This is a genomic window from Collinsella sp. TF08-11AT (assembly GCF_003437035.1).
Lineage (GTDB): Bacteria > Actinomycetota > Coriobacteriia > Coriobacteriales > Coriobacteriaceae > Collinsella.
In genome coordinates, this window is record NZ_QSRL01000015.1 from 19,474 (window position 1) to 42,346 (window position 22,873).

19 protein-coding genes and 1 pseudogene are annotated in these 22,873 nt (G+C 56.8%); 11 read left to right on the forward strand and 9 right to left on the reverse strand.

Annotation, left to right across the window (positions count from 1 at the left end; genetic code table 11):
• Positions 1 to 74: 74 nt before the first annotated feature.
• The 3 genes from DXC79_RS08750 to DXC79_RS08760 all read left to right on the forward strand — a co-directional run bounded on the left by DXC79_RS08750 (position 75) and on the right by DXC79_RS08760 (position 2,914).
• Entirely contained in the window at positions 75 to 1,328 is a 1,254-nt protein-coding gene (locus DXC79_RS08750; RefSeq protein ID WP_117635911.1) for a 4Fe-4S binding protein, read from the forward strand.
• 114 nt (positions 1,329 to 1,442) lie between these two features.
• Positions 1,443 to 2,519, forward strand: coding sequence for a redox-regulated ATPase YchF (ychF, locus tag DXC79_RS08755; protein WP_117635912.1), 1,077 nt, complete (start codon positions 1,443 to 1,445; stop codon positions 2,517 to 2,519).
• 11 nt (positions 2,520 to 2,530) lie between these two features.
• The gene (locus DXC79_RS08760; protein ID WP_117635913.1) at positions 2,531 to 2,914 is read left to right on the forward strand and encodes a DUF1648 domain-containing protein; all 384 of its coding nucleotides are present in this window, start codon (positions 2,531 to 2,533) and stop codon (positions 2,912 to 2,914) included.
• 9 nt (positions 2,915 to 2,923) lie between these two features.
• Here DXC79_RS08760 and DXC79_RS08765 read toward each other — a convergent pair whose 3' ends face one another.
• Entirely contained in the window at positions 2,924 to 3,313 is a 390-nt protein-coding gene (locus DXC79_RS08765) for a hypothetical protein (RefSeq protein WP_117635914.1), read from the reverse strand.
• 76 nt (positions 3,314 to 3,389) lie between these two features.
• Between DXC79_RS08765 and DXC79_RS10270 the strand changes: the two genes are divergently transcribed.
• Positions 3,390 to 3,608 carry a helix-turn-helix domain-containing protein gene (locus DXC79_RS10270; RefSeq protein ID WP_099432713.1) on the forward strand — a complete coding sequence of 73 codons (219 nt, stop codon included), beginning with the start codon at positions 3,390 to 3,392 and terminating at the stop codon, positions 3,606 to 3,608.
• Between the two features lie 321 nt (positions 3,609 to 3,929).
• Here the strand turns inward: DXC79_RS10270 and DXC79_RS08775 are convergent, their stop codons facing one another.
• Complete coding sequence (locus DXC79_RS08775; RefSeq protein WP_089572789.1) at positions 3,930 to 4,943, reverse strand: asparaginase; 1,014 nt, start codon at positions 4,941 to 4,943, stop codon at positions 3,930 to 3,932.
• A 267-nt stretch (positions 4,944 to 5,210) separates the two neighbouring features.
• Here DXC79_RS08775 and guaA point away from each other — a divergent pair, with 267 nt between their 5' ends.
• Positions 5,211 to 6,809 carry a glutamine-hydrolyzing GMP synthase gene (gene guaA, locus DXC79_RS08780; RefSeq protein ID WP_117635915.1) on the forward strand — a complete coding sequence of 533 codons (1,599 nt, stop codon included), beginning with the start codon at positions 5,211 to 5,213 and terminating at the stop codon, positions 6,807 to 6,809.
• Positions 6,810 to 6,993: 184 nt separating this feature from the next.
• Here the strand turns inward: guaA and DXC79_RS08785 are convergent, their stop codons facing one another.
• The 3 genes from DXC79_RS08785 to DXC79_RS08795 form a co-directional block, all read right to left on the reverse strand.
• Positions 6,994 to 7,758 carry a hypothetical protein gene (locus tag DXC79_RS08785; protein WP_117635916.1) on the reverse strand — a complete coding sequence of 255 codons (765 nt, stop codon included), beginning with the start codon at positions 7,756 to 7,758 and terminating at the stop codon, positions 6,994 to 6,996.
• Positions 7,749 to 8,699, reverse strand: coding sequence for a MarR family transcriptional regulator (locus DXC79_RS08790; protein WP_158551006.1), 951 nt, complete (start codon positions 8,697 to 8,699; stop codon positions 7,749 to 7,751). The genes DXC79_RS08785 and DXC79_RS08790 overlap by 10 nt, the downstream gene beginning before the upstream one ends.
• 789 nt (positions 8,700 to 9,488) lie before the next feature.
• Positions 9,489 to 12,068: a zinc-ribbon domain-containing protein gene (locus tag DXC79_RS08795; RefSeq protein ID WP_117635918.1), complete on the reverse strand. Its 2,580-nt coding sequence runs from the start codon at positions 12,066 to 12,068 to the stop codon at positions 9,489 to 9,491.
• A 295-nt stretch (positions 12,069 to 12,363) separates the two neighbouring features.
• Between DXC79_RS08795 and DXC79_RS08800 the strand changes: the two genes are divergently transcribed.
• A complete protein-coding gene (locus tag DXC79_RS08800) occupies positions 12,364 to 12,858 on the forward strand; it encodes a nucleotidyltransferase domain-containing protein (RefSeq protein WP_117635919.1) in 495 nt (164 codons plus the stop codon).
• 71 nt (positions 12,859 to 12,929) lie between these two features.
• Here DXC79_RS08800 and DXC79_RS08805 read toward each other — a convergent pair whose 3' ends face one another.
• Positions 12,930 to 14,012 (reverse strand): IS1595 family transposase, encoded by a 1,083-nt coding sequence (locus tag DXC79_RS08805; RefSeq protein ID WP_158551007.1) that lies wholly within the window; start codon positions 14,010 to 14,012, stop codon positions 12,930 to 12,932.
• 295 nt (positions 14,013 to 14,307) lie between these two features.
• Here DXC79_RS08805 and DXC79_RS08810 point away from each other — a divergent pair, with 295 nt between their 5' ends.
• The 3 genes from DXC79_RS08810 (at position 14,308) to DXC79_RS08820 (ending at position 17,956) form a co-directional block, all read left to right on the forward strand.
• Complete coding sequence (locus DXC79_RS08810; RefSeq protein WP_117635921.1) at positions 14,308 to 15,477, forward strand: hypothetical protein; 1,170 nt, start codon at positions 14,308 to 14,310, stop codon at positions 15,475 to 15,477.
• A gap of 273 nt (positions 15,478 to 15,750) precedes the next feature.
• The gene (locus DXC79_RS08815; protein WP_117635922.1) at positions 15,751 to 17,679 is read left to right on the forward strand and encodes a hypothetical protein; all 1,929 of its coding nucleotides are present in this window, start codon (positions 15,751 to 15,753) and stop codon (positions 17,677 to 17,679) included.
• Complete coding sequence (locus DXC79_RS08820) at positions 17,663 to 17,956, forward strand: hypothetical protein (protein WP_117635923.1); 294 nt, start codon at positions 17,663 to 17,665, stop codon at positions 17,954 to 17,956. The genes DXC79_RS08815 and DXC79_RS08820 overlap by 17 nt, the downstream gene beginning before the upstream one ends.
• Positions 17,957 to 18,502: 546 nt before the next feature.
• Here the strand turns inward: DXC79_RS08820 and DXC79_RS08825 are convergent.
• The 3 genes from DXC79_RS08825 to DXC79_RS08835 form a co-directional block, all read right to left on the reverse strand.
• Positions 18,503 to 19,333, reverse strand: coding sequence for a class I SAM-dependent methyltransferase (locus DXC79_RS08825; protein WP_117583316.1), 831 nt, complete (start codon positions 19,331 to 19,333; stop codon positions 18,503 to 18,505).
• Between the two features lie 114 nt (positions 19,334 to 19,447).
• Positions 19,448 to 20,053: a class I SAM-dependent methyltransferase gene (locus DXC79_RS08830; protein WP_117635924.1), complete on the reverse strand. Its 606-nt coding sequence runs from the start codon at positions 20,051 to 20,053 to the stop codon at positions 19,448 to 19,450.
• Positions 20,040 to 20,669, reverse strand: coding sequence for a class I SAM-dependent methyltransferase (locus DXC79_RS08835; RefSeq protein WP_117635928.1), 630 nt, complete (start codon positions 20,667 to 20,669; stop codon positions 20,040 to 20,042). Before DXC79_RS08835 ends, DXC79_RS08830 begins: the two co-directional genes overlap by 14 nt.
• A 623-nt stretch (positions 20,670 to 21,292) precedes the next feature.
• Between DXC79_RS08835 and DXC79_RS08840 the strand changes: the two genes are divergently transcribed.
• A complete protein-coding gene (locus DXC79_RS08840) occupies positions 21,293 to 21,682 on the forward strand; it encodes a hypothetical protein (protein WP_147327497.1) in 390 nt (129 codons plus the stop codon).
• Between the two features lie 139 nt (positions 21,683 to 21,821).
• Positions 21,822 to 22,439, forward strand: a pseudogene (locus DXC79_RS08845) (GyrI-like domain-containing protein).
• Positions 22,440 to 22,873 lie beyond the last annotated feature (434 nt).

Here is a 22,873-nt window from a genome sequence, read left to right on the forward strand (position 1 = left end):
AATTTGCTCGAGGCACGGGCCGATGGCGTATCATTATTTCTTGCTTGTTTGCACTGCTCAGGGAGGGGCCGCGCATGGCGCAGGAACACGATCTGTTTGATGACATTATCGAAATCAGCAAGGGTTTCGACTTTCTTAAAAACCCGCTTGGCGGTGTGACCGACGCACTCGATCCGTCGGCGCCGCAGTGGAATCCTGCCGACTACAAGGAGCGTCCGCGCGGCAACACCATTCCGTGCTTGACCTGCAAAAACGAAAAGAGTGGCTGCACCGCGTGCATGGACGTGTGCCCGGTCAACGCCATCGAGGTCGAGGAAGATGCCATCGAGATCCTCGATTCCTGTCGCAAGTGCGGCCTGTGCGCCGCTGCCTGTCCGACCGAGGCGATTATTTCGCCGCGCCTGGCGCCCAAAAACCTTTACGACGACATTGTCTCGGCAGCTACGAGCCACGAGACCGCCTACGTCACCTGCACGCGCGCCCTCAAGCGCATGCCGCGCGAAAACGAGGTCGTCGTTGCCTGCGTGGGCGATATTACGGCCGAGACCTGGTTCTCGGTGCTGGCCGACTATCCCAACGTGAGCGTGTACCTGCCGTTGGGCGTGTGCGATAAGTGCCGCAACACCGGTGGCGAGGATATTCTGGGCGAGGCCATCGCCACTGCCGAGGAGTGGGCCGGTACGGGCATGGGTCTGGAGGTCGATCCCAAAAGCCTCAAGTGCCATAAGCGCCGCGAGTACGAGCGCAAGGAGTACATGGAAAAGATCGCCCGCACCACGGGCCTTACCGTGACCAAGCTCAATCCGGCAACGGCGGCACTGGCCTCGGTGACGCAGAAGCTCAAAGCCCATCGCCATCAGATTACTCAGTTGGAGCGTACGCTCAACACCATGTGCGGCACCACGACGGCCAAACGTCGCCGCACGCTTACGCACGGGCGCCAGCTGGTGCTCTCGACGCTGCAAAACCACCCCGAGCTTGCCCAGAACATGCAGGTGAGCACGCCGGAATGCGATTTTGACAAGTGCACGTCGTGCGGCGAGTGCGTCAACGTGTGCCCCACGTTTGCCTGCGATCTGGTGGGAAGCGGCCGCTTTGCACTGGAGTCCACGTATTGCCTGGGTTGCGGAGCCTGCGTCAAGGTGTGCCCCGAGCATGCGCTTAAGCTGGTTGAACATGATGCATCCAACCTAGTCGTCGTCGATCCCGAGGCCGAGGAAAAGGCCGCCCAGAAGGCTAGGGCCCACGAAGAAGCCCAGAAGGTCAAGGCTGAGGCGAAGGCCAAGCTCGACAAGATGCTCGATCAGGTGGAGAAGCTCGCGGACTAGTCAGCGACCCCTATCTCTGCTTCATTCGTGCCGCCGTGGCGTCCGGGTTAGCCCAGATGCTGCGGCGGCGCTATACTTATGCAGTTTGAAATGCTTGTACCAAAAGGAGCTGTCGTGTCCCTTTCCATCGGTATCGTGGGCCTGCCCAACGTGGGCAAGTCGACGCTGTTCACCGCGCTTACCAAAAAGACCGGCCTTGCCGCCAACTACCCGTTTGCCACGATCGACCCCAACGTGGGTATCGTCGACGTGCCCGATAGCCGCCTGCAAAAGCTCGCCGACATCGTTAACCCGGGTCGCATTGTGCCGGCGACGGTCGAGTTCGTCGACATCGCAGGTCTGGTGAAGGGCGCCAACGAGGGCGAGGGCCTGGGCAACCAGTTCCTGGCCAACATTCGCGAGACCGACGCCATCTGCGAGGTCGTGCGCTACTTTAAGGACCCCAACGTTATGCGCGAGGTAGGTCGTACGGGCGAGTTCGTCGATCCCGCCGGCGATGCCGACACCATCATGACCGAGCTCATCCTGGCCGACATTGGCACGCTCGAGAAGCAGCTGCCCAAGCTCGAGAAGGAGGCCAAGCGCGACAAGGAGCTCATGCCCAAGTTCGAGGTCGCCAAGCGCCTGCTTGCCTGGCTCAACGAGGGCAAGCGCGCCGCGTCCATGGAGATGACCGATGAGGAGCGCGCCGCTGCCAAGGGCCTGTTCCTGCTCACTATGAAGCCCATCCTGTATGTGGCCAACGTGGACGAGGATATGCTCAACGACGATCTGGCGCCCATCGATGGTGTTAAGCCGCTGCCCATCTGCGCCAAGATCGAGGCCGAGCTTTCCGAGCTCGATCCCGAGGACGCCGCCGACTACCTGGAGAGCCTGGGCCTGGAGCAGCCCGGCCTGGACGTGCTCGCGCAGGCGGCCTATAAGCTGCTCGGCCTGCAGTCGTTCTTTACGGCCGGCGAGATGGAGGTCAAGGCCTGGACGGTTCGTCAGGGCGCGACCGCCCCGCAGGCCGCCGGCGTCATCCACACCGACTTTGAGCGCGGCTTTATTAAGGCCGAGGTCATTGGCTATGACGACTACATCGAGCTCGGCGGTGAGCAGGGCGCCAAGGCCGCCGGCAAGCTGCGTATTGAGGGCAAGGACTATGTCATGGCCGATGGTGACGTCGTGCACTTCCGCTTTAACGTGTAAGGACGACGCATATGTTTAAATATGGCAAAAAAGCCGGCTACATGGGTATTGCGCTGCTCGTACTTGCGGTGATTCCGCTGGCGGTCGCAGCGTGTGTTATCCCCAACATTGGTCCCGAGGTGGCAACAAAGTTTAATGCCGCCGGCGAGGTGACGCGCTGGGGCAAGAGCTACGAGCTGCTGGCACTGCCGGTGCTCAACCTGCTGCTGAGCGTGGCGACGTACTTTACGGCAGGACGCCAGGCTAAAAACAATGATGACTCTGCCGCCATGGCGCGCATCGTGTGCGAGCGCTATCTGCGCAACGGCTGCATTACGGGCGTGTTCCTCAACGTGATCAACGTCTACTTTATGTATTCGGCGATTACCGGAACGGGCTTTGGCTTTGGTTTCTAGCTTGCCCTTTTAGGCAACGAGCCTGCAAGCATATTCGATGGCTGCTGCGAGGCCGCCGCTCGATCGTGGTTTAAAGACCATATCGGCGGCGGCCTCGTTTTCGTATCCGGCGCCGCGAAGGGTGAGCGCAATGCCGGCTTCTAAAAGAAGGGGTAGGCCGCGTTGGCTGGTTGCGATTACGGCAGCCTGATTGAGCGAGCAGCTATGCGTTTGGCATTGGATGGCAAGTTCACCTTGCGCCGGGCAAGGGACCAGAACGGCGGCGACGCGACTTGATAGCAATGCAAATGCTGTGCGCTCATCGGGTGAAAGGCATTCGGCTTCAACGACGAAGAGCTTGGGCGGTGCGCTGTTTGTGCGAAGCGTGGCTCGGTACATGCGGACCGAAGAACCCGACATAGAAAACTCCTGTGTATTCGGCAAAACGTAAACTATAGTTTACGTTTTTGTTCAGCTCCATTTCAAACTCGTCTGCATGGACGAACGTGCGAAACAGATTCTTGGCAGGCGGGTCGAAGAGACGCGCAGGGACCTTGGTATCTCCAAGGTCGATTTTTGTGTGGCAGCAGGAATCAGTCGCCCCTATCTCGACAGAATCGAAGATGGAACGGCAAATTTCACGCTCAAGGTTCTATTTAAGATCGCGCCCGCACTCGGCATGACGGTGTCAGAGCTTCTCGAGGGGATCGAATAGGGCGTTCCCCCGCTGTATTTGACGCTCTTTGGGCGGGTCCCCCTGGTTGCGATGTGCAAAATCGCGAGTATTCAGCACCAGTTCGGCCGTAGATGGTAGCTCGAGCGGCTGGCTTTGCCTTTTTGACAGTAGATAATCCACACTCTAAATAAAAATGAGGAATAAATATTTACTAGACGGCCCCTTCGTCCTAAAAGTTCGTCTAATAATCGGCCGATTCTATGCCTCCGGAGGAGGAATTGCAGAATACTCCGATTTTTGCACGGCCCGAGGGGGACCACCTGTCGTTTAAGGCTGCGATAAGTGGAGCTGCCTTAGGGATTACGCCATCGGGATGCGGTCGTGGTTGACTTGGCTGTAGAACAGGCGCTGAATCTCGGCCGCATCACGTGACTGGCCGAGTGCCCACATGGTTTTGGCCACGAGCGTCTCGGTGGTCATGTCGTCGCCGCGCAAAATGCCCGGATGATCGGCGTAGGCACGGCCGACCTCATAAACACCCAGGTCAAGGCCCTCTTCGGGGACCTGCGTGGTCATAACGACAGTGCGACCCGAATCGACCCAGCGGAAAATTGCCTCTTGGAACGACTCGCCCGACTCACCAAACTCGGGGATACCGCCAATGCCAAAGGTCTCCAGAATCACAGCGTCGTAGCTATCGGCAAGAGCGTCCAGGATACCCGGGTTCACGCCGGGTGTCAGCTTAAGGACAAATACGCGCGGGTCGATGCTGTCGTAGAAACGAACCGGGTTCTCGTCCTGGTGAGTGCCGTGGAGTCCGTTGCGAACGATGCGGTCGTTGCGGATATAGGCAATGGGCGGATAGTTGACGCTAATGAACGCGTTAAAGCTCATGGTGCGCTGCTTGCGGGCGCGCGTGCCGGCAATGGCTACGCCGCCAAAGACAATCGAGACGTCGTGCGAATGCTCGTCGAGCGCATAGAGCAGGCTCTGGTACAGGTTGAGCTTGGCGTCGGTAAAGGGATTGCCCATGGGCTTTTGCGAGCCGGTGAGTACGATGGGCTTGGGGCTGTCCTGAATCAGATAGGAAAGCGCCGCCGCGGTGTAGCTCATGGTGTCGGTGCCGTGCAGAATCACGAAGCCGTCGTGGTCGGCATAACCCTCGACGATGACGTCGCGGATACGCATCCAGTCGCTCGGACGCATATTGGTGCTGTCGATGTTCATGGGCTGCACGACGTCGAGCTCGCAGAGGCCCGAGATCTCGGGGACGCTCTGGGCGAGCTCCTCACCGGTCAGGGCGGGGGAGAGGCCGTTGCCGTCCTCGGTCGATGCGATGGTGCCGCCCGTGGCGATGAGAAGGATGCGCTTCATGCTGGTATTCCTATCGTATTTGCCGCCGCAGAGGCGGAGTCGTTCGGCAGTATTGTGGCACAGGGCGTCCAATGTTCAAACGTATTACATCATCCGTAACGTTTGGTAACACTTCAATTGTCGTCAAACAGGGGCCCAGGTCGTGCGTTTGCCGTGCGCTGATGGCTGCGAGGGACGAGAAATCCCATATAACGTGTACACTATGGAAGTTAATTTCGTTCATTCGCGCGGGTGGGCACCGGCTCCCCGCCAACAAGAGGGGGAACCATGGATCAAAAGGCTTCCGCAAAGGTCCTCGTACTCGACTTTGGTGCGCAGTACGGTCAGCTCATTGCCCGTCGCGTCCGCGACCTCAACGTGTATTCCGAGATTGTCCCCTGCGACATCTCGGCCGACGAGATTCGCGAGATGAACGCCTCTGCGCTCATCCTTTCCGGCGGCCCGGCCTCCGTGTACGCCGAGGACGCTCCGTCCATCGACCCCGCCATCTTTGACCTGGGCCTTCCCGTCCTGGGCTTTTGCTACGGTCATCAGATCACGGCCGTGACGCTCGGTGGCAAGGTCGGCCACTCCGAGGTGGGCGAGTATGGCCGCGCCACCATCACGCGCACGGCAGGCGCCAAGCTCTTTAACTCCACGCCCATGGAGCAGACCGTGTGGATGAGCCACCGCGATGCCGTCTCCGAGGTGCCCGAGGGCTTTACCGTTACCGCCAGCACCGACGTGTGCCCGGTTGCCGCCATGGAGTGCGTCGAGCGCAAGATCTTCACCACGCAGTTCCACCCCGAGGTCAAGCATTCCGAGTACGGTCAGCAGCTGCTGAGCAACTTCCTGTTTGAGATCTGCGGCCTGGAGCCCAACTGGAGCATGGACAACCTGGTCGAGACCATGACGGCCGAGTTCCGCGAGAAGGTCGGCAACGACCGCGTGATTCTGGCCCTGTCCGGCGGCGTCGACTCCTCCGTCGTGGCAGCTCTTGGCGCCCGCGCCGTAGGCAAGCAGATGACCTGCGTGTTCATCAACCACGGTCTGCTGCGCAAGGGCGAGCCCGAGCAGGTGGAGGAGGTCTTCACCAAGCAGTTTGACGTCGACTTTATCCACGTCCACGCCGAGGACCGTTATGCCGAGCTTCTGGCCGGCGTGACCGAGCCCGAGGAGAAGCGCCGCATCATCGGTACGCAGTTCTGGAAAGAGTTCTTCGCGGTTGCTCAGCAGCTTGAGACCGATGGTAAACCCGTGAAGTACCTGGCTCAGGGCACCATCTACCCCGACATCATCGAGTCCGGCGCTCGCAAGACGGGCGGCAAGACGGCCACCATCAAGAGCCATCACAACCTGATCCCGTTCCCCGAGGGCGTGCACTTCGACCTCATTGAGCCGCTCGACCACTTCTTTAAGGACGAGGTCCGCGCGCTTGGTCTGGCGCTGGGTCTGCCGGGTCACATCGTGTTCCGTCAGCCTTTCCCGGGCCCGGGTCTTGCCATCCGCATCATCGGTGCGGTCGACAAAGAGAAGCTCGAGATCCTCAAGAATGCCGACGCTATCGTGCGCGAGGAGCTCGACGCCTACAACCAGCGTCTGTTTGAGCAGACCGGCGAGCGCAACTCCGAGCACAGCTGCTGGCAGTATTTCGCGGTCCTGCCCGACATCAAGTCCGTTGGCGTCATGGGTGACGAGCGCACCTATCAGCGCCCGATCATCCTGCGTGCCGTCGAGTCCAGCGATGCCATGACCGCCGATTGGGCCAAGCTGCCCTACGACGTCCTGGCCCGCATCTCCGGCCGCATCGTTGCCGAGGTCCCTGGCGCCAACCGCGTATGCTACGACATTACGTCCAAGCCGCCCGCGACCATCGAGTGGGAATAACCGAACAAATGTTCTATTTTCCCATATCATAGCATGAATTTAGAGCCGTAGCAATGCTGCGGCTCTTTGCTTTTCGGAACAATCTCAGTTTCGTCATTCGGGCATCGTCCCCAATACGACCGAAGCCGAAAAAACTAACCCATCACCTACTTCGTCGCATGCTTGAAAGATTCCGAAACCGCCCCTACAGGTCGTATACACGCTTGATCAGCTCAATTCCCTCCTCGAGCGTCATTGGAACCCCCATCTGCTTCAGAGGAACGCCCTCGGCACGGACCTTCTCGCAAAACTCAGTCATATCGTTGCGAATCGAATCGGGCAGTGCCGACGACGTTCTCGGGGAGAAGAGCTGAGCCAACCTGAAAACATCCTTTTTGTGCTTCTTGATGTCGCTCGAATCGACCCTCTCGCCAGCGGCCTTACGCTTCGATAGATCGAGATAGGCCTTGGCCTTGAAAGGGACAAGGTGCACCTCGTCCAGAACCATGATCCCGTCGACCTCCTTGCAACCGGACTTCATGTAGGCGTAGTAGTCGTCATCGAGAAGGATAGCCGAAAGGCTCGACGCCTCTTCGCCCGCTGGCAGCGGGACGATTGTCAGCCCTTCTGGTTCCTTGATGAACGAGGGGGCTTTGCTAAACAGCTCCACCATGCTCGGGAAGCCAGCAACGCTCGGCTTGGTGAATCGATAGAAATGAACTCCCCCGGAGCCCCTCCATCCGCAATCGTAGCCGCCGTCCTTCACCAGCTTCCATATTGCCGCCGCAACCTCGGAAAAGCGGTTCTCGGCAATCAGGATGACGTCGATGTCCTTGGTGACCCTGAAGTCGAGATCCGCGTTGCTCAGGATGATGTCGCACGCCGTGCCGCCAATGATCGCATAGCAGTCCTCGAGGCCCTCCATGTATTCCGAGAACCGGCGTAGCCCGTAAACTTCGCTCACTGCCATAATTCCTCCCCAAAAATCGCGTTCAACTGGCCGATGACGCGCTCGTCGCCCTCGCCGACGAGCGTCAACGCAAGCGACACGTCGTCAACCGCATCTCCTCCTGCCACGAGCGGGTCGTACGCCCATACCTGGACCTGAACCGTCTCCTCATCGTGAAGCTCGCCAAGTTGGACCTCCTCGAACTCAAGTTCTTTGAAGGCCCTCCTCGATACCGCGCGCTGCTCGATTCGGGGGGCTGCCAGCATACTGCGCTGCGAAAGCTCGCTCACCCCCGCAAGCGGAAGCTGCGCCGTTTGCTCGTCTCTTTTCGCATACACGGCCCGCGCGACAGGATTCCGCAGGCATCCGATTGCACTTTTGACGAGATCGTTCCTGCTCGTGCTGCGTTCGATGACCACTGCGCGGCCGTTTTTGGACTTGCTTACGAGCCCCCTGCGAGACAGATCGTCGAGGGCCCTCGAGATGCTCGACGACGGCATGCCCGTCGCCCTCATCAGCTCTTCGGACGTTCGCACCTCTGGGTTGGCCAGCAGCGTAACCAGCACAGCCTGAGTACCTGGCGCCAGCACCTCCGGAAGAGAACGCGGCTCCCGTTTCGCGCTCGCAACGAAACCCAGCATCGGAAGGAAAGCCTGCCTGCCGGGAACGACGAACGGGATGCCCTGTGAAACGAGGGCCTTTCGCTGGCGCGCGTCGATCTGGGCGACGAGCGCAACCTGCAGGCCCGCCCTCGCCGACACTTGAGAGACGATCCTCTTGAGGTTGGGAAGCGAGACCTCCCCCTCGACCTCTGCCATAATGAAATCGACCCCGTTGCAGGAACACAGCCGATAGGATGCCGCCTTAGCAAGATAAAGCGGGAGGTCAGACGCTCCAGACCATTCGAACTCGGTCACGAAGAGGCCCATCTCATCTTTCAGGTATTTTATGGTATCGTTCATTACCAGTCCCTTTTGCATATTCCCATTTGCCTTGGGATTATACAATTTTGATTGGGATATTGCGAGGTTTGCATTTCTTGCCTGTCGATTCCGTATCGTTCCGCAGTTTTCAGCGGCGTGCGCCGTGTACGCTTTCCTGCTTTCTACACGAAGGTCAGGAGGAGGGTTTCGCAGAGAGGGCGCTCTAGGTTCTGCAGGGTTCTGTTAGTCCCGTATTCAGAAAAGGGACATATTGAGGGCGCGGCGCCCGCGGGGACAAATTGTCCCAGCGGCATGGGCGCTTCCCCTGGACGATGATTGTCTGACGCGCCAGCATCGATGCTGAATGCGAGTCCGCGTCTGCCCCTAGGTCTTCCAGACGTGCATCGCATCACCACCTGTGCCGTGTTTCTGCTGCGTTTGTGAAGGCAGGCTTGGCCGATAGGCTCGCACGGTTTCGGCGAGCTTGGAAAATCGTATTACCAGCGAACGCTTCACAGTGTCCGTACTAACGGACACTGTGCTTGCATAAACCCAGTTAATATATGGAATGCGGTATTGGATCCATTTTCCGGAAAGCGCTCATGGACCCATATGATCGGAAAGAACGCGCTCGGCAGCGCAGAGAAGGGATCGATCGCTGGGACATTTTGTCCCAATTCCGAATAGCGAACCGCCTTGGGATCACAAGACAACCTCATCCATTACTTGAGTGGTATAGACGGCAAACGAGGCACGAGATGGGGGTACAAAAGGAATCGGAGGGTTGCTACAGATTTTTCGACACAAAACCCGGTCCATTGAGATTCGTCACCGACTGTCTGATTTCCTATGTTCATGTCGACAAATAGGACAACCTCTCCCTTCGGCTCTTCTATAAATCGGTGCTTGCCAAGAATGGCCTTCGGAGCACTTCCACCACGCTTTCTTGCCCGAACCGCAGACGATCTCATCTGGCTTGAGGTCTACGTTCTTTTCCCAATCCCACTCCGCCAACAGGTCGGGATATCGAGAAGCGAGATCGTTATACCCCTTCAAGCAACGTTTGTTTGAGCAGTACGGACATCCAACGCCTTGCTTAACTCGGCTTTTTATTTGCGCTTCCCACTCGTGTCCCTTTTCGCAGAGCCACCAGGCCTTTGCATGACTGCCAGCGACCACTTCATTGGGTTTCTTATGCCCATTTTTGGTCGGATGCCATTGGGATGCAATTTCAGGTGCAGCACTCGCCAAATCGTTGAACCCCTCAAGAACCTTTTTTCCTGCACAATAAGAGCAGCCTTTACCATAAACACGATTGGCTACAGTCGCCTGATAGTGATGCCCTCGATCGCAGATCCACCACACCTTAGTGTCGGCTCCATTCGTAACATCCGAAGGCAAAATAATTCCATTCCTCTCGAAATCCCACTCTTTGCAAAGTTCTGGATGAGTAACGTCGAGACTGTCATGGGTCAGCAGATGCGTAACGTGTTTTGCTTTCCCTCTCTTCACTTTTGAACAGATTGGACAACCTTTGCCAAGCGTGCGGTTGGATACTGTGGCTCGGTATTCATGACCATTAGGGCAGACCCACCAAGGCTTGCGTTTCGTGCTTCCTCTGGTTACATCCCTGGGTGTCAAAGGCGCATTTTTTGTGGGATGCCATTCAGCAGCAATTTCAGGATTCGTGGTGGCAAGGTCACTGAAACCGACGAGCAGCTTCACGCCCGCGCAATAGGGACAACCATTACCACGACTTCGATTGTCTACCGAACTCTGCCACTCGTGCCCCTTCTCGCAAAGCCACCAGACCTTCTTGCCGCTAGATCGGCTGATCATTTCAGGCGTAAGGATGCCGTTCTTCGTCGGATGCCATTCCCTAGCAAGATCAGGATTGGTTGCTGACAAGCTGTTGGCCTTTTGCCCAGAAACATATTGGCTGTATATGGCGATCCTGTCACGTTCTATGTCCACATCAGGAACTTCGGCTAAACCAAGAAGCCGGCTGATTCGAGCAATAACATTAGGAATTTGAGAACCATTGATCGAGCTTTGGCAATATAAGGTTGTTTCGAAATCCTCTAGCACATCCTCGGCTCTCTTCACTTCTTTAATGCGTATGAGCTTAATGTCACGCTCGATAAAAAATTGGTCTTTTTTCTTCTCGCGCTCCTTTACCGCAAGCGAAGCATGCCAAAAGGCTCCGTCGTATTCGATGCCCGCATTCAACTCCGGAAGCCAAACATCAACCTCATACTTTCCGTCATATTGATATCTGTTGAAAGCAGGAGTGATTTTAGAGAAGTAGAAATACAATGCCTGCTCCGGAAAGCTCGTCTTGCCTTCCTTGGCGCAAACAGGACACCCCGTCCCAATGCTGCGATTTGCCGGCGTAGCCTGATACTCATGCCCAAAAGGACAAAGCCACCAAACCTTCTTCCTCGAACTTCCAGCAGCAATATCGGTAGGCTTCAAATTTCCATTTTTTGCAGGATGCCACTCAGACGCAATAACAGGATTGGTTGTCGCCAAGTCGTTATAGCCAGGCCAAACCATTTGATTGGAGCAATAAGGGCATCCCGCACCAGAGGTTCTCTGGCTTACCTCAGCTAACCATGTATGACCCTTATCGCATTGCCACCAGACCTTCTTATTGCTCCCCACCGTTACATCGGAAGGCTTTAAGTTTCCGTTAAGACTAGAAGCCCATTCGAGTGCTATATCCGGCCGATTGAATTGAAGGTCGTTGAATCCAGGCTTGACGACTTTTCGTGCGCAAACTGGACACGTATGGTTTTCGGCAGTCCGTTTATATACAGAGGCAGTCCAGCGATGACCACAAACATGGCAAACCCAACGAGATCGCAGATTCGAGAGGCAGGATATTTCAGAAGGCTGAGCTTCGTTCAGCTCATAATCCCAATCCTGCAGAAGTTCAGGAAACTTCTCCGCAAGGGAGCCGTTCTTTCTAAGAGCTGCTTCGCTGCGACGTTTCCCTTTATTCAGAGAGGCGCAAGCGGGGCAACCGCGGCCCTTCGTGCGGTTAAATACCGAGGCTTCCCATTCATGTCCACGCTCGCAGATCCACCAAACCTTCTTATGGGAGCCCCGAGTAACCTGATCTGGAGTGAGATCGCCATTTTTCGCAGGATGCCAGGTAGCAGCAATATCAGGTTCAACAGTTGCAAGATCATTGAAGCCGACGAGCGCTCGTCTACCAGAGCAATAGGGGCAACCTTGCCCTTTGCTCCTGTTGTTGGGACTTGCCTCCCACTCATGACCACGAGCGCAACGCCACCAGACCTTCTTCACGCTGCCGAAGGAAATCGAACCCGGCGTAAGCTCGCCGTTCTTAGTAGGATGCCATTCATCAACCAATTCAGGTCGCTCTGTCGCAATACTTCTCACGAGAAACCTCCATCGTCAATGGTAAAGGGAAGGTTTAACACGACAAAGAAAATCCCTAAAAGGCGCGATATCGCAATCAAGCTGTATAACTACCACCTATTACCGTGTTTCTACTGCGTTTGTGAAGGCGAGCTTGACCAATAGGCTCGCACGATTTCGGCGAACTTGGAAAATCGTATCACCGGGAAAGAGCCCGCAGTGTCCGTGTTGACCGTTGTGTTAGACCGCTTTGGATACTGGGACTTTTCCTATAATCTTTCTTGCTTAGATAGCAGGCGAAAGCGAAGGAGCTCCTATGGTCACCAAGGATGATGCGTGTTGGATAATCGGCCTTTCCGCAGGTGCGGGCATTGGCGTATACCTTGATGGCGGCTGGGGCGTCGATGCGCTTGTCGGGCGTGAGACCAGGGCTCATAACGACATCGACCTGTTCGTTCAGCGCGGGGATTACCAAAGGTTCGTGGATCTAATTGCTGATGAGGGGTTTTCCGAGGTGGCTGCATCTTTCACCACCGAAGATCACACGGTGTGGCAAGACGAGGCGGGGCGCATCGTCGACCTGCATTGCTTCGATTTCGCCGAGAATGGCGATATTCTGTATCAGGGAGATCGTTTTCCCGGGGAGGTCTTTTCGGGGAGGGGGCGCATCGGCGAGGTGGAGGTGTCGTGCATCGACCCCGAAAGCCAGCTGTTGTTTCACTTGGGCTATCAGCATGACGAGCACGACGCCCACGATGTCATGCTCCTATGCCGTGAGTACGGTTTCGACGTTCCCGAAGAATATCGCTAGCTGTTGCTATTTGCATCGGGGCACGACTTCAGCGCTTGCCGCAGATGCGCTGCGCCAGACCGCCCTGGACATCACGCCACGCCGTATATGGCCCTCCGCGCACGCGAGTCCCATTTCGCCTGCTTGATCCAGTACTCGTAGAACGGATAGGGGGTCACCTTGTACTGGCGCCAGGTCTTCTCGTACGTGCCGCGGGCTGCCTGCCTCACTATGAGCTCGGCGAGCTCGTCCGCGCTCCTGCGGACCTTGAAGCACCATGTCCACTTGAACCAGGCGAGGTAGTTCTCGAGGCGTCTCGTGGAGACACCCCGGAACCTGCCGATGAAGTGCCTCATCTGGGAGTGGAGGCTGTTCACCCTGTTGATGGCGTGCTCCTCCCTCTTGCTGGCGATGTGCGCGCCGACGCCGAGGGCGGGCAGGACGCGGCGGTACACGTGCGCACGGTCCGTCGAGATTATCGCGCCGGCCGCGAGCTTGTCGGCGAGCAGCTCCCTGGCTGCCGCCTCGTCGAGGCCGCCCCTCCCCGCGATCTCGTAGAAGATGTCGCCGGCGTCGTTGATGCCGGTGAGCACGCATATCTTCTCGTGCCCGTCGGTTCCCTGCGACCTTGTGCGGGGCTTCCTGGGCATGCCGGACTCCGACCTGGAGCGGTTTCCCTTGAAGCTCTCCCTGAAGAAGCACTCGTCGAGCTCGGCCCCGCCGCCGGCCTCCACGCGGAAGGCGGGCATGCGCTTGGCCATGGCCTCGAGCAGCCTGTGGCGCATGAAGAACGCCGTCTTGAGGCACACGCCGCACTTTTCCGCCGACTCGCGCAGCGGGAGCATGTCCACGTGGCACTCCGCGAACCTCATCCAGGCCGACCTGTCGAGCTTGGTGGTGGAGAAGATGCGCATGGTGGCGTCGGTGAAGGTCCTGGCGCACCCTCGGCAGAGGAACCGCTGACGGCCGCGCCCGTCTCGCCCCCTCTTCACGTAATGCGGGGAGCCGCACCAGGGGCAGGCTCTGTCGGGATCGTCTTCCGCCCCCTCGCTTGCCGCGAGTTCGAAAAGCTCCGCGTCTATCAGCGCCTTGAGCGATCTCAGGACCCTGCTCTTCTCGGCAGCCGTCATCTGCGGGAGGAACTGCCTCGTCAGCTGGGTGAGCACGTCTTCCATTGCAACCTCCATCTCTCCTGATGATGGAATTGTCGCAACCGGGGCCCCGTCGCGTGTACTGCGTGCAGGACACTTATCCAAAGTGGTCTAACACAACGGTGTTGACGGACACTGCGTTTGCATTAACCCAGTTAATATATGTAATGAAAGATTAGGCTCGCTTTTCAAGACAACGCAAAACGGCCGCTTTGGCGGAAAGGATGCCCATAAAAGCCTCGAATCAGGGTTCGTCCGCTGGGACAAATTGTCCCAGTTCCGAGCGACGAGACGCCCGCGTAACGCGGAAGGGGGACCCATGGGAATGCGACAGGGAAAGCAGGTTTACACCGTCGGAGAGGACCGTATGTCAAGACAGGAACGCCACATCAAACTTCCAAAGGAGCCCCAAGAGGCGATTGACACCCTCGAGCGATTCGTGGTCAGGGCACGTCGAATCGAGGCACACTCATTGGTCAAGAGCAAGAAGGTAAAAGAGCTTGCCCAACCAAGCTATACCCTCCGCTTCAACGACTCGACGGTTTCGATGAGACTGAACAGCAGACCGGAAGACGAGGAGATCTTCGAATCGCTAGCGGCAAGGATACGGCCATGCATCGTCGACAGCGAGCCCATTCAGCTCGAAAAGGTCGTCGCGGCAATCCGCGTTCTCACCTCAACCGTCGAGCTGGATGAGAGGCAGAGCAAGCTGCTTGAGCTCGTCAACTCATGGTGCAAGGAGCACATTGCGCCTCATTCCTACAACGCCATCTCATCTCACGAGGAGATAGGGGAGCTCAATTCGGACAAAGTGACGTCTGCATCCGACACCCTGCTGGGCCTCGGCTGGTACTACGCCGACCTCGTCCACGCCGACCCCAGGCAGGAGAAGGAAGCGGCACTCGAGTTCCCTTATGACTTCAGATACAACCAGGGCGTGGTGCTCGTATCGCACCTGGCGCTCATCATAAGCTCTCTGCTCAAGCTGATCCGGGAGATCAGCGACGTCAGTGAGCTCGGTCTATCGCCTGAAGTCTGGACCTCTCAGGTAACCGCAGGGGGCGGCCCCTTCGAGTTCGGAGTGGGCAAAGTCTATGTCGGACCCGCTGGCTTCGTGCCGCCGACGGGCGCCGCGATGGATGAGATCCCGGGATTCAAAGAACTAGACTTAGTGACCGCAAGGCGCATGCAGGACCCCGGCTGCGCCGTAGACGCCCGATTCGTCAATGATTCTGGCGAGGTAATCGAGACCCATGATGGCTTCTATATCATCGATACGGAACACAACTGCGTTGTGATCAGCATCGAGGACAAAATCCTCCTATCAGGGAGCCCGGAAGAGGGATCGAGCCCTGTCGGGGAGCTCCCGTTTGAGCAAGCGTTCTTCTCGAAAGCCGCTGGTCCCGTTGACGGGAAGACGGAGCAGTTCTTGGAATTCCTGGCGAAGGCAAAGGCCGCAGGCAAGATTGAGATTTCGATGTCGTGGTGAGGGACTCCCATACAGGGCACCGTCACATTCCCGAAAGCCCCGTCCAATGGCAAAGAGAGACCAACTGACGAGAGCGCATAGAACGCCTTCCGCCGCCTTTTCTGCGCATGATTGATAGAGCCACTTTGGTGGAGGTTCCTGTTCTTATCGAATGCCTCGAAGGCAAGAAGGACTTCCCAGTAGCCATTTCTACCACCAATGAAGGGCGTAAAATTTTTTACTCAATCTGAATGTGGGATAATTCGACGAAAGAAAAGGGGTTACGGAGCCGCCATGGATCAGAAATTACAAGCGATGATCGAAGAGCTGCAAAGCAAAAGCGGCAAACCCACCCATGAAGAGGCTCAGAGGATCCAAAGGAGCCTACCCGTCCCCAACGACCACGTCATTCTCTGGGCGGACATGATCTCGTATGGAGGATACCCTGCCGGAATCGCCCTCACCGATCGCGCATTCATATCCAAAGCGCCCAAGAAAGACGTGAAGGCTGCCAACAAAGAAGCCAAAGCAAAAGCGAAGGAAACCGGCGAGAAGGCCCAGAAACTGAATGCAATCTACCGCATCATCCCATGGGATTTCTTCGATCCCGAAGACTACGACATCCTGGAGCGCTGGGATAAAGGAAATCGCAGATATGCGATCAAATACAAAGACGAGACCCTCGCGGTATTCGAGAACAAGGCTATGTACGAAGCGTTCAGGGAATACCGTTCCGATGTGATAAGGCAAAAGAGAGAAGCGGAGGAGTTGGCCGAGAGATCGACGATCAGCGCCCTGAACTCCTTCACCGTGGAGGGCGTGATGTTCAATGCAGCCTATGGCGCAGGACAGACGAAGACGGGCCATGGAATCTACGCGGAGGAAGCTGGCGCGAAGCTTGATTGGATTCACGGCGAGAAGTCAACGGTAGTCGGAAGAGACAACGCCAAGAACGGCCCCGACAAGATAGTCGGGGCATCCCCGGTGCAGTGCAAGTTCTGCAAAACGGCATACCAAACCGTAGAGGCCTGCTTCAAGAAAACGCCGGCTGGCACCAAGGAATTCAGGTACTACGACCTCAACGACAACCCGATGAAGATAGAGGTTCCGAAGGACCAGTACGCGGACGCCGTCGCCTATATGAAAACGCGCATCGAGCAAGGAGCCGTTAAAGGAGTCAACGATCCAGAAGCGGCGCTTGATATCATCCGCAAGAGCAACCTCTCATACCAGCAGGTTCGCAACCTTGCCAAGCCGGGAACAGTGGAATCGCTCGTCTACGACTTCGCCGAGTGCTCTATAACATGCACTTCCGCACTGGGCATTTCCGCCGTCTGCGCATTTGCCCAAGCGCTATGGAGCACCAGAAGTCCAAAGGAGGCGGCGAAGTGCGCAATCGTTACGGGCGTCCGGGTCTACGGGCTCAGCTTCGCCGGAAGCGTCATCGCCTCCCAGCTGTCCAGGACCAGCTTCTTGAACGCAATAAACCCGTTGGCTGCGGGCATTACCAAGAGGATAGGGCCCAAAGCGGCACAGGAAATAGTAAACGCATTTCGGGCGATGGCCGGGAAGAAGGCCGTATACGGCGCTGCAGCACAGAAGAGCTTCGCGAAGTTTCTTGGATCGAACCTCATTACCCAGGGGGTCATGTTCGTAGTCTTCGCCGCACCGGACACATACAGACTGATTGAAGGAAGGCTGTCCGGGGCGCAATATACGAAGAACATGGCGTCTCTACTCGTGTCGTTCGGAAGCACGATTGCCGGGACGGCGGCGACAGGGGCTATCGCAGGGAAAAAGCTCACCGACAAAGTCGACAAAAAAGCAGTGAAGATCATCGGGATGGGCGGAGGCCTGCTGATAGGGGGCGTCGCGGGAGCAGCGACGAAGGCCGTCGGAGACATAATCCGAGAAGACGACGCGCTATGGACGACTCGAATGTTCAACGCCGTCTTCGTCAATATGGAAATAGAGCATCTCCTAACTGCAGAAGAGCAGGATGCTGCCATATCCCAACTTGACTCCGATAAAAAGAGCCTGAGAAAGCTCCAGGAAAAACTAGTGAGCTCGAAAGAGCAGGAGAAGGAGATTAGAGAGTATCTGCAGCCTCTATTTGAGAGGGTCCTGAAACCTCGCAAGAGGGTCACGGAGCGCGACATGGAAACGCTGGCCGAAGACCTGGCCGAAGCGCTAAAAGAGGAGGATCGTGAAATTGAAGTGTGATTGCTGCGGCAGAAAGAAGAAACTACTAGAGGCATTCGCTTCAGTAGACAACGGAGACAAGAAGCTAACTCTTTGCGCCGATTGCAACGATCTGCTCTACAAACTGCGCGATGCCGCAAATGAAGGTACTGCAAACGAGTTTCAGGGCATTCAGCAGTCGCTGACCTCTCGAATGGAGGGCAAGGCGTCGGAGGATTTCCAAGCGTGGTCAGAGAAATTCATAACTAAGCAGCATGCAAAAATTGCTCAAAGCAGAACCGACGCTCAAGCCGAATAGCACACGCCGAATCAAGCGACTGCTCCCTAAAAACAAGCTATAACCACCTGCAACCATACTCTCCTGCGGCGCATGAGGGACGAAGTCCTAACCAGCGTTTTCTTCCCGCACCTCAAAACCACTTGCCAGTATTCCCGGGGGATAATCGCAAGTGGCTTGCAGGTTAGCTATGCTAGGGGAGGGTTTCGGATCACTCCGCCCCACCCCGTTTCCCGCTGGGACAAAAATCGAAACTCAACCCGGCCGAGTTTCGTTTGAGTTTCGGTATTTGTCACAGTACTGTCCCAGTGCCGTGCCGCAGTATACCGCAGCAGGTCGCTGTGTTCGGATGGTTGTAAATCAGATAAAATAGATGAACTAGGTAGAGAACGTTGTGTATTGAGTGGGAATAGAACAGACGTTCGATAAAATAATATAGTATTAGATAGCGGGCACGGTTTCAATCGAATTCGTGTCCGCTGCTGTATGTGTGTCCTTGCACGCCCAATATGTGCCGTAAAAGCCGTTTTCTTCAACGTCAAAGTGAATGGGCTTCATTTTTGCCTTTTAAAATCTAATTTTCACGATTTGCATTTTCATCCCGTTGTCACCGACCCTTGCGAGAAACCGGAAAAAGCCGCTGACAGAAGGGTCTCTCAAATCGTTGTAACCCAGCATATAGCCGCGACTTGTGACCTGCAGACGGCTGTTCCACGTGCCGATTTCCTTGGCGGCATCCGAAACCGCAAAATATGCCCCCACATCCTTGATTTTTGCAGTCTTAAGCCATGTTTTTGCGATCATCTTTACTGCCGTCCGATTGGCAGCATCAAAGACCAGCACACCGCCGGGGAAAGCGTCCGCCATCCCCCGCACCAGTTCCCGGACCTGCTGGGTCAGAAAGTAATAGAACACTCCGGAGGCAAAGAACACCGCCCCGCCGGAGGCATCGATTTTGCCAAACCATGCGGTGTCTTTCAGGTCGCAGGGGATATTTTGTTCTCGATCCCCGGCGGGCAGCAGCTGCTGCCGCAAGGCAATCACATCCGGGAAGTCCAGATTGTAGATCTTGCATCTACCGTTGTCGCAGGTTCTGCCGGTGTTGTCCAGCCCGCAGCCCAGATTGACCACCGCCGCATTGGGGTGGTCTTTCAGGTAATCCCGCACCTCGAAAGCAAGATCACCCTGCCGCATGGCCACCTCCAGCGCACCAAAGCGCTGCATCAGGCTGCGGGAGTTTTTCTCTGCCTCTGAAAAGTCGTAGTCGATCTGGCCGAGCAGACGAACCGCTGTTTCATCCTTGTAAAGGTTCGGGTACAACTCCGTACACAGCTTCCGGGAATACAGCGGGAGGATCAGCGTCTCCTGCACGGTGTTTTTCTCAATTTTACATTTCATAGGTTTCTTCCTCAGTGAATAAAAACTGTCATAATTGCCGCCAGCACAGCCGCTATGACCGGCATGCCTAACTCATGTGCAGGATGGATGCAAAAATGCCCGTGCTTGATGCCCTTACTTCCGCGCCGTGATGCAGAGCCACTTTTTCTTTTTGCGTATCTGCACCTCGTGAAAACCCGCCTGCTCCAGATACGCCTTTAATTCAATGTCCTTGTAGATGGTCATGCCGCCGATGATCTGCGTCCACCTCTCGTCCTTGTCCGTATCGCCATTGCTCTCGTTGCAGATGAGAATTGTCCCGCCTGGCTTCAGCGTCCGCCAGACCTCACGGAGGCATCGGGGCAAATCAGGCCAAAAATAGACGGTCTCAAAGGCCGTGGCGGCATCGAAGTAGCTATCCTCAAACACCATATCCGCCACACTGCCTTGCAGAACGGCGCAACGCCCCTCCTGAATTGCAATTCGGTTGAGCTTTCTAGTCTTCTCCACGCTGACGGGCGAATAGTCGACGCCCTTGACGACGCCATGCGGGCATTTTTTCAGCAGCCGTTTTATATTCGCCCCGCCGCCGCAGCCGCAATCCAGCACCTTGGCATTTGGCGCAAGTCGTAGAAATCGAAGTCCCCACCGCGCCACAGGGCTGTGGCCCAGGTTCATCATGGCAACCATAAGTTTTCCGCCGAGGCCCACGGGCTTGCGGGTGTTTTCAAAGAACGACATCTGGCCCCTCCGATTTCGTGCATTCCGCATAGGTCAACGGGAACGAGGCCTTCAGCACCGCGCTTTTCCGCACCGCCCAGCCGTTTTGACGCAGGAAACGCAGGTATTCCTCGCTTGTCCACCCGCTGTGGAGGGGGAATCCCGCCATACTCATGAAAAAGGCTTTTGCCTTGCCGGAAACCGAGTTCCCCGCGTGGGTGAAGGTTGGCGCGATGAGCACGCCGTCGTCCTTCAGCACCCGCCTGATTTCTTGCAGGGCCTTTTCCGGATGCGGCACTATGTGAAGTGCGTTGGACACGATCACCACTTCGAAGGACTTCTGTGCATAGGGCAGGCGGAACATATCTTGTACGGAAAAGTGCAGCTTTGCGGATTGATTGTCCCGCTTTGCTTCAAGGATCATCTTTGCAGAGGCGTCCGTAGCCTCGATGCGCGCCGCCGCATCCACGACGCTCTTTGCGATGAGCCCCGTGCCGGTGGCAACCTCCAGCACGGTCTTTGCTTTCACCACCGGCCGGATCAGCCCATACATCTTCTCATACGCCGCCCGGTCGTTTCGCATGAAACGGTCGTACCGACCAGCATTCCTGTCCCAGAAGTCCTTGCGTTCGTGCATGGCCATCGCCCCCAAACAGTTAGAGCCATCTAACTATAACACACGAATCATGCAGTAAGATGAGGCTAACCTTCTTTTCTTGGCTAAGACGCATCTCTTCGGTTTTCGCTTATAACGGCGCGAGTCAGATACTAGGCTGAAGCTGAAGAAGGAGCTTGGCGGACAGGTAGGTCGATACCGGTTCCCGGAACGGTGATCCAGCCAATTACACCAGGGCTCTAGTCATTGAGTGGGAATAGAAAATTCCTTAGTTATGGGGGTATTAATTTGATTCCCTTTAGGATAAACCCCCATGACTATATGAATTGGCCTGCTGACTTCAATGAAGATTGGAGGGTAACGGCCAGGGGTGACGGCCCAGCGAGTGCTATTTTGCGAGCTATGCGCATTGAAAGCGACCTCTCGTGGTATAAACTACTTGCCGGAAGCCGCGGCTTTCAGAGTACGGCTTACGTGTACGTTTAATCTCCGTGGGCGACGGGGTGCCGCAAGGCGTAGAATATCGCCCACCTGTAGGGGCCCGCAGCGATGCGGGCCCCGCTTCGTATGAAGGGGGCGTAACCGATGAAGATTGTATCCATCCCCAGGACTTCTTCGGCCACGCCGAGGGCGACCGCGAGCTCATGCTTAAGCACAATCGTCCCTGCATCGTAGTGGTGAGGCTGCGTTTCCGCGGGAAGCGCAGGGACTTCGCCGTGCCGCTGCGTTCCAACATCGCCCCCAACGTGCCCAAAGACCAGTACTTTGCGTTGCCACCCCGCCCCACGACGCGCCCCGGCTGTCGCCACGGCATCCACTACATCAAGATGTTCCCCATAACCAAGTCCTACCAGCGCCGCTTCAGGACCGAGGGCTCGGCCTACTACGAGACGCTCCAGCGCATCATCGACGGCAACACCAAGCGCATTGTCTCCGAGTGCCAGGCGTACCTCGACCGCTACGAGCGCGAGGGAAGGCCCCGCTTCGCCGTCGACATCGACCGTATCGTGGGGCTGCTGGAGGGCGAGAAGTAGGGCACCTCGGCTCAGTCTCGAGCCATGTGGAGTCGCTCCGCATTTTTGAACGCCGCGCGCCCCAAATACCCGAGAAATAGGCCATGAGGTGCGGCGGCGCACTCGTGCCTGCGCGCAGCCATCTCCATCAGCGTCTACGGTGCGCTACAACATCGCGGGCAAACCGCCTGACAAGCCGAGCATTCTGATCGTTCCGTCTATGAGCTACGTTGCCGTGCGGGGCAAGGGCGATCCCAATGCCGAAGGCGGCGCGTAGCAGAACGCGCTGCCGATGCCCTACGGCGTTGCCTATACCATCAAGATGTCGAAGAAGGGCCCGCGTGAAATCGAAGGCTATTTCGACTTCGTCGTGCCGCCACTCGAGGGCTTCTGGTGGCAAGACCGCGCCGATGGCGAGATCGATTACACGAGGAAGGACGACTTCAACTTTATCTCGTGCATCCGCCTGCCCGATTTCGTCACTCGCGAGGACTTCGACTGGGCCGTTTCGGAAGCTGCCACCAAGAAGAAGCTGGACTTCTCGGCGGTCGAGCTGCTGAGGGTCGACGAGGGCCTTTGCGTTCAGTGCATGCACACTGGGCCTTACGACGACGAGCCGACGACCATAGACGCCATGCGCACATTTGCAGCGGAACGGGGCTACGCCCCCGACTTCTCCGAATTCCGCCTGCATCACGAAATCTACCTTTCCGATCCGCGCAAGTGTGTGCCGGAGAAGCTCAAGACCGTGATCCGCCATTCCATCAAGCCGACTTAGCGAAACGAGCGCCGCCGTGCGGTCCGGCTTTTGGGGTTTATCAATTGGCAGTCCGCGATGATCGAGCAGGCTGCCTGCCTCCCGGCAGGTGCGTAATTCCTTTAGTCGATTCATCTCGAGGTGCGTTTTTTGCTCATCTTGTGGCGCAGAGTTATGAAACTCCCAAAAGTGTAATCAGATTCGAGTTTTAGGAGCAGCTCTTGAAATGCAGCAGACTCAGGAATCGTGACAGGTACCTCGAGGAAGCGATGCTCTTTCGTGATGCCGACCTTATCAAGGTAAGCACGGGCGCGCGAAGGACAAAGCGCAGGGGACGACCTCTCTAGGCCACACGTTACGCCCTGCGCGTCAAGGCGCTCCTCAAGACGAATTCAAATGAATGATCGCGTCGAAAATGTTGGTGTAAGGGTGGCACCCTAGCGCTCGTTTAACGA

Bases quoted from the DNA above. Each gene is read 5' to 3' on its own strand.
- DXC79_RS08800 (WP_117635919.1), top strand. From the start codon at position 12,364: ATGGTCACCAAGGATGATGCGTGTTGGATAATCGGCCTTTCCGCAGGT.
- DXC79_RS08805 (WP_158551007.1), bottom strand. From the start codon at position 14,012: ATGGAAGACGTGCTCACCCAGCTGACGAGGCAGTTCCTCCCGCAGATG.
- DXC79_RS08750 (WP_117635911.1), top strand. From the start codon at position 75: ATGGCGCAGGAACACGATCTGTTTGATGACATTATCGAAATCAGCAAG.
- guaA (WP_117635915.1), top strand. From the start codon at position 5,211: ATGGATCAAAAGGCTTCCGCAAAGGTCCTCGTACTCGACTTTGGTGCG.
- DXC79_RS08835 (WP_117635928.1), bottom strand. From the start codon at position 20,669: ATGCACGAACGCAAGGACTTCTGGGACAGGAATGCTGGTCGGTACGAC.
- DXC79_RS10270 (WP_099432713.1), top strand. From the start codon at position 3,390: ATGGACGAACGTGCGAAACAGATTCTTGGCAGGCGGGTCGAAGAGACG.
- DXC79_RS08840 (WP_147327497.1), top strand. From the start codon at position 21,293: ATGCTTAAGCACAATCGTCCCTGCATCGTAGTGGTGAGGCTGCGTTTC.
- DXC79_RS08825 (WP_117583316.1), bottom strand. From the start codon at position 19,333: ATGAAATGTAAAATTGAGAAAAACACCGTGCAGGAGACGCTGATCCTC.
- DXC79_RS08775 (WP_089572789.1), bottom strand. From the start codon at position 4,943: ATGAAGCGCATCCTTCTCATCGCCACGGGCGGCACCATCGCATCGACC.
- DXC79_RS08765 (WP_117635914.1), bottom strand. From the start codon at position 3,313: ATGTCGGGTTCTTCGGTCCGCATGTACCGAGCCACGCTTCGCACAAAC.
- DXC79_RS08760 (WP_117635913.1), top strand. From the start codon at position 2,531: ATGTTTAAATATGGCAAAAAAGCCGGCTACATGGGTATTGCGCTGCTC.
- DXC79_RS08810 (WP_117635921.1), top strand. From the start codon at position 14,308: ATGGGAATGCGACAGGGAAAGCAGGTTTACACCGTCGGAGAGGACCGT.
- DXC79_RS08790 (WP_158551006.1), bottom strand. From the start codon at position 8,699: ATGAACGATACCATAAAATACCTGAAAGATGAGATGGGCCTCTTCGTG.
- DXC79_RS08785 (WP_117635916.1), bottom strand. From the start codon at position 7,758: ATGGCAGTGAGCGAAGTTTACGGGCTACGCCGGTTCTCGGAATACATG.
- DXC79_RS08830 (WP_117635924.1), bottom strand. From the start codon at position 20,053: ATGTCGTTCTTTGAAAACACCCGCAAGCCCGTGGGCCTCGGCGGAAAA.
- DXC79_RS08815 (WP_117635922.1), top strand. From the start codon at position 15,751: ATGGATCAGAAATTACAAGCGATGATCGAAGAGCTGCAAAGCAAAAGC.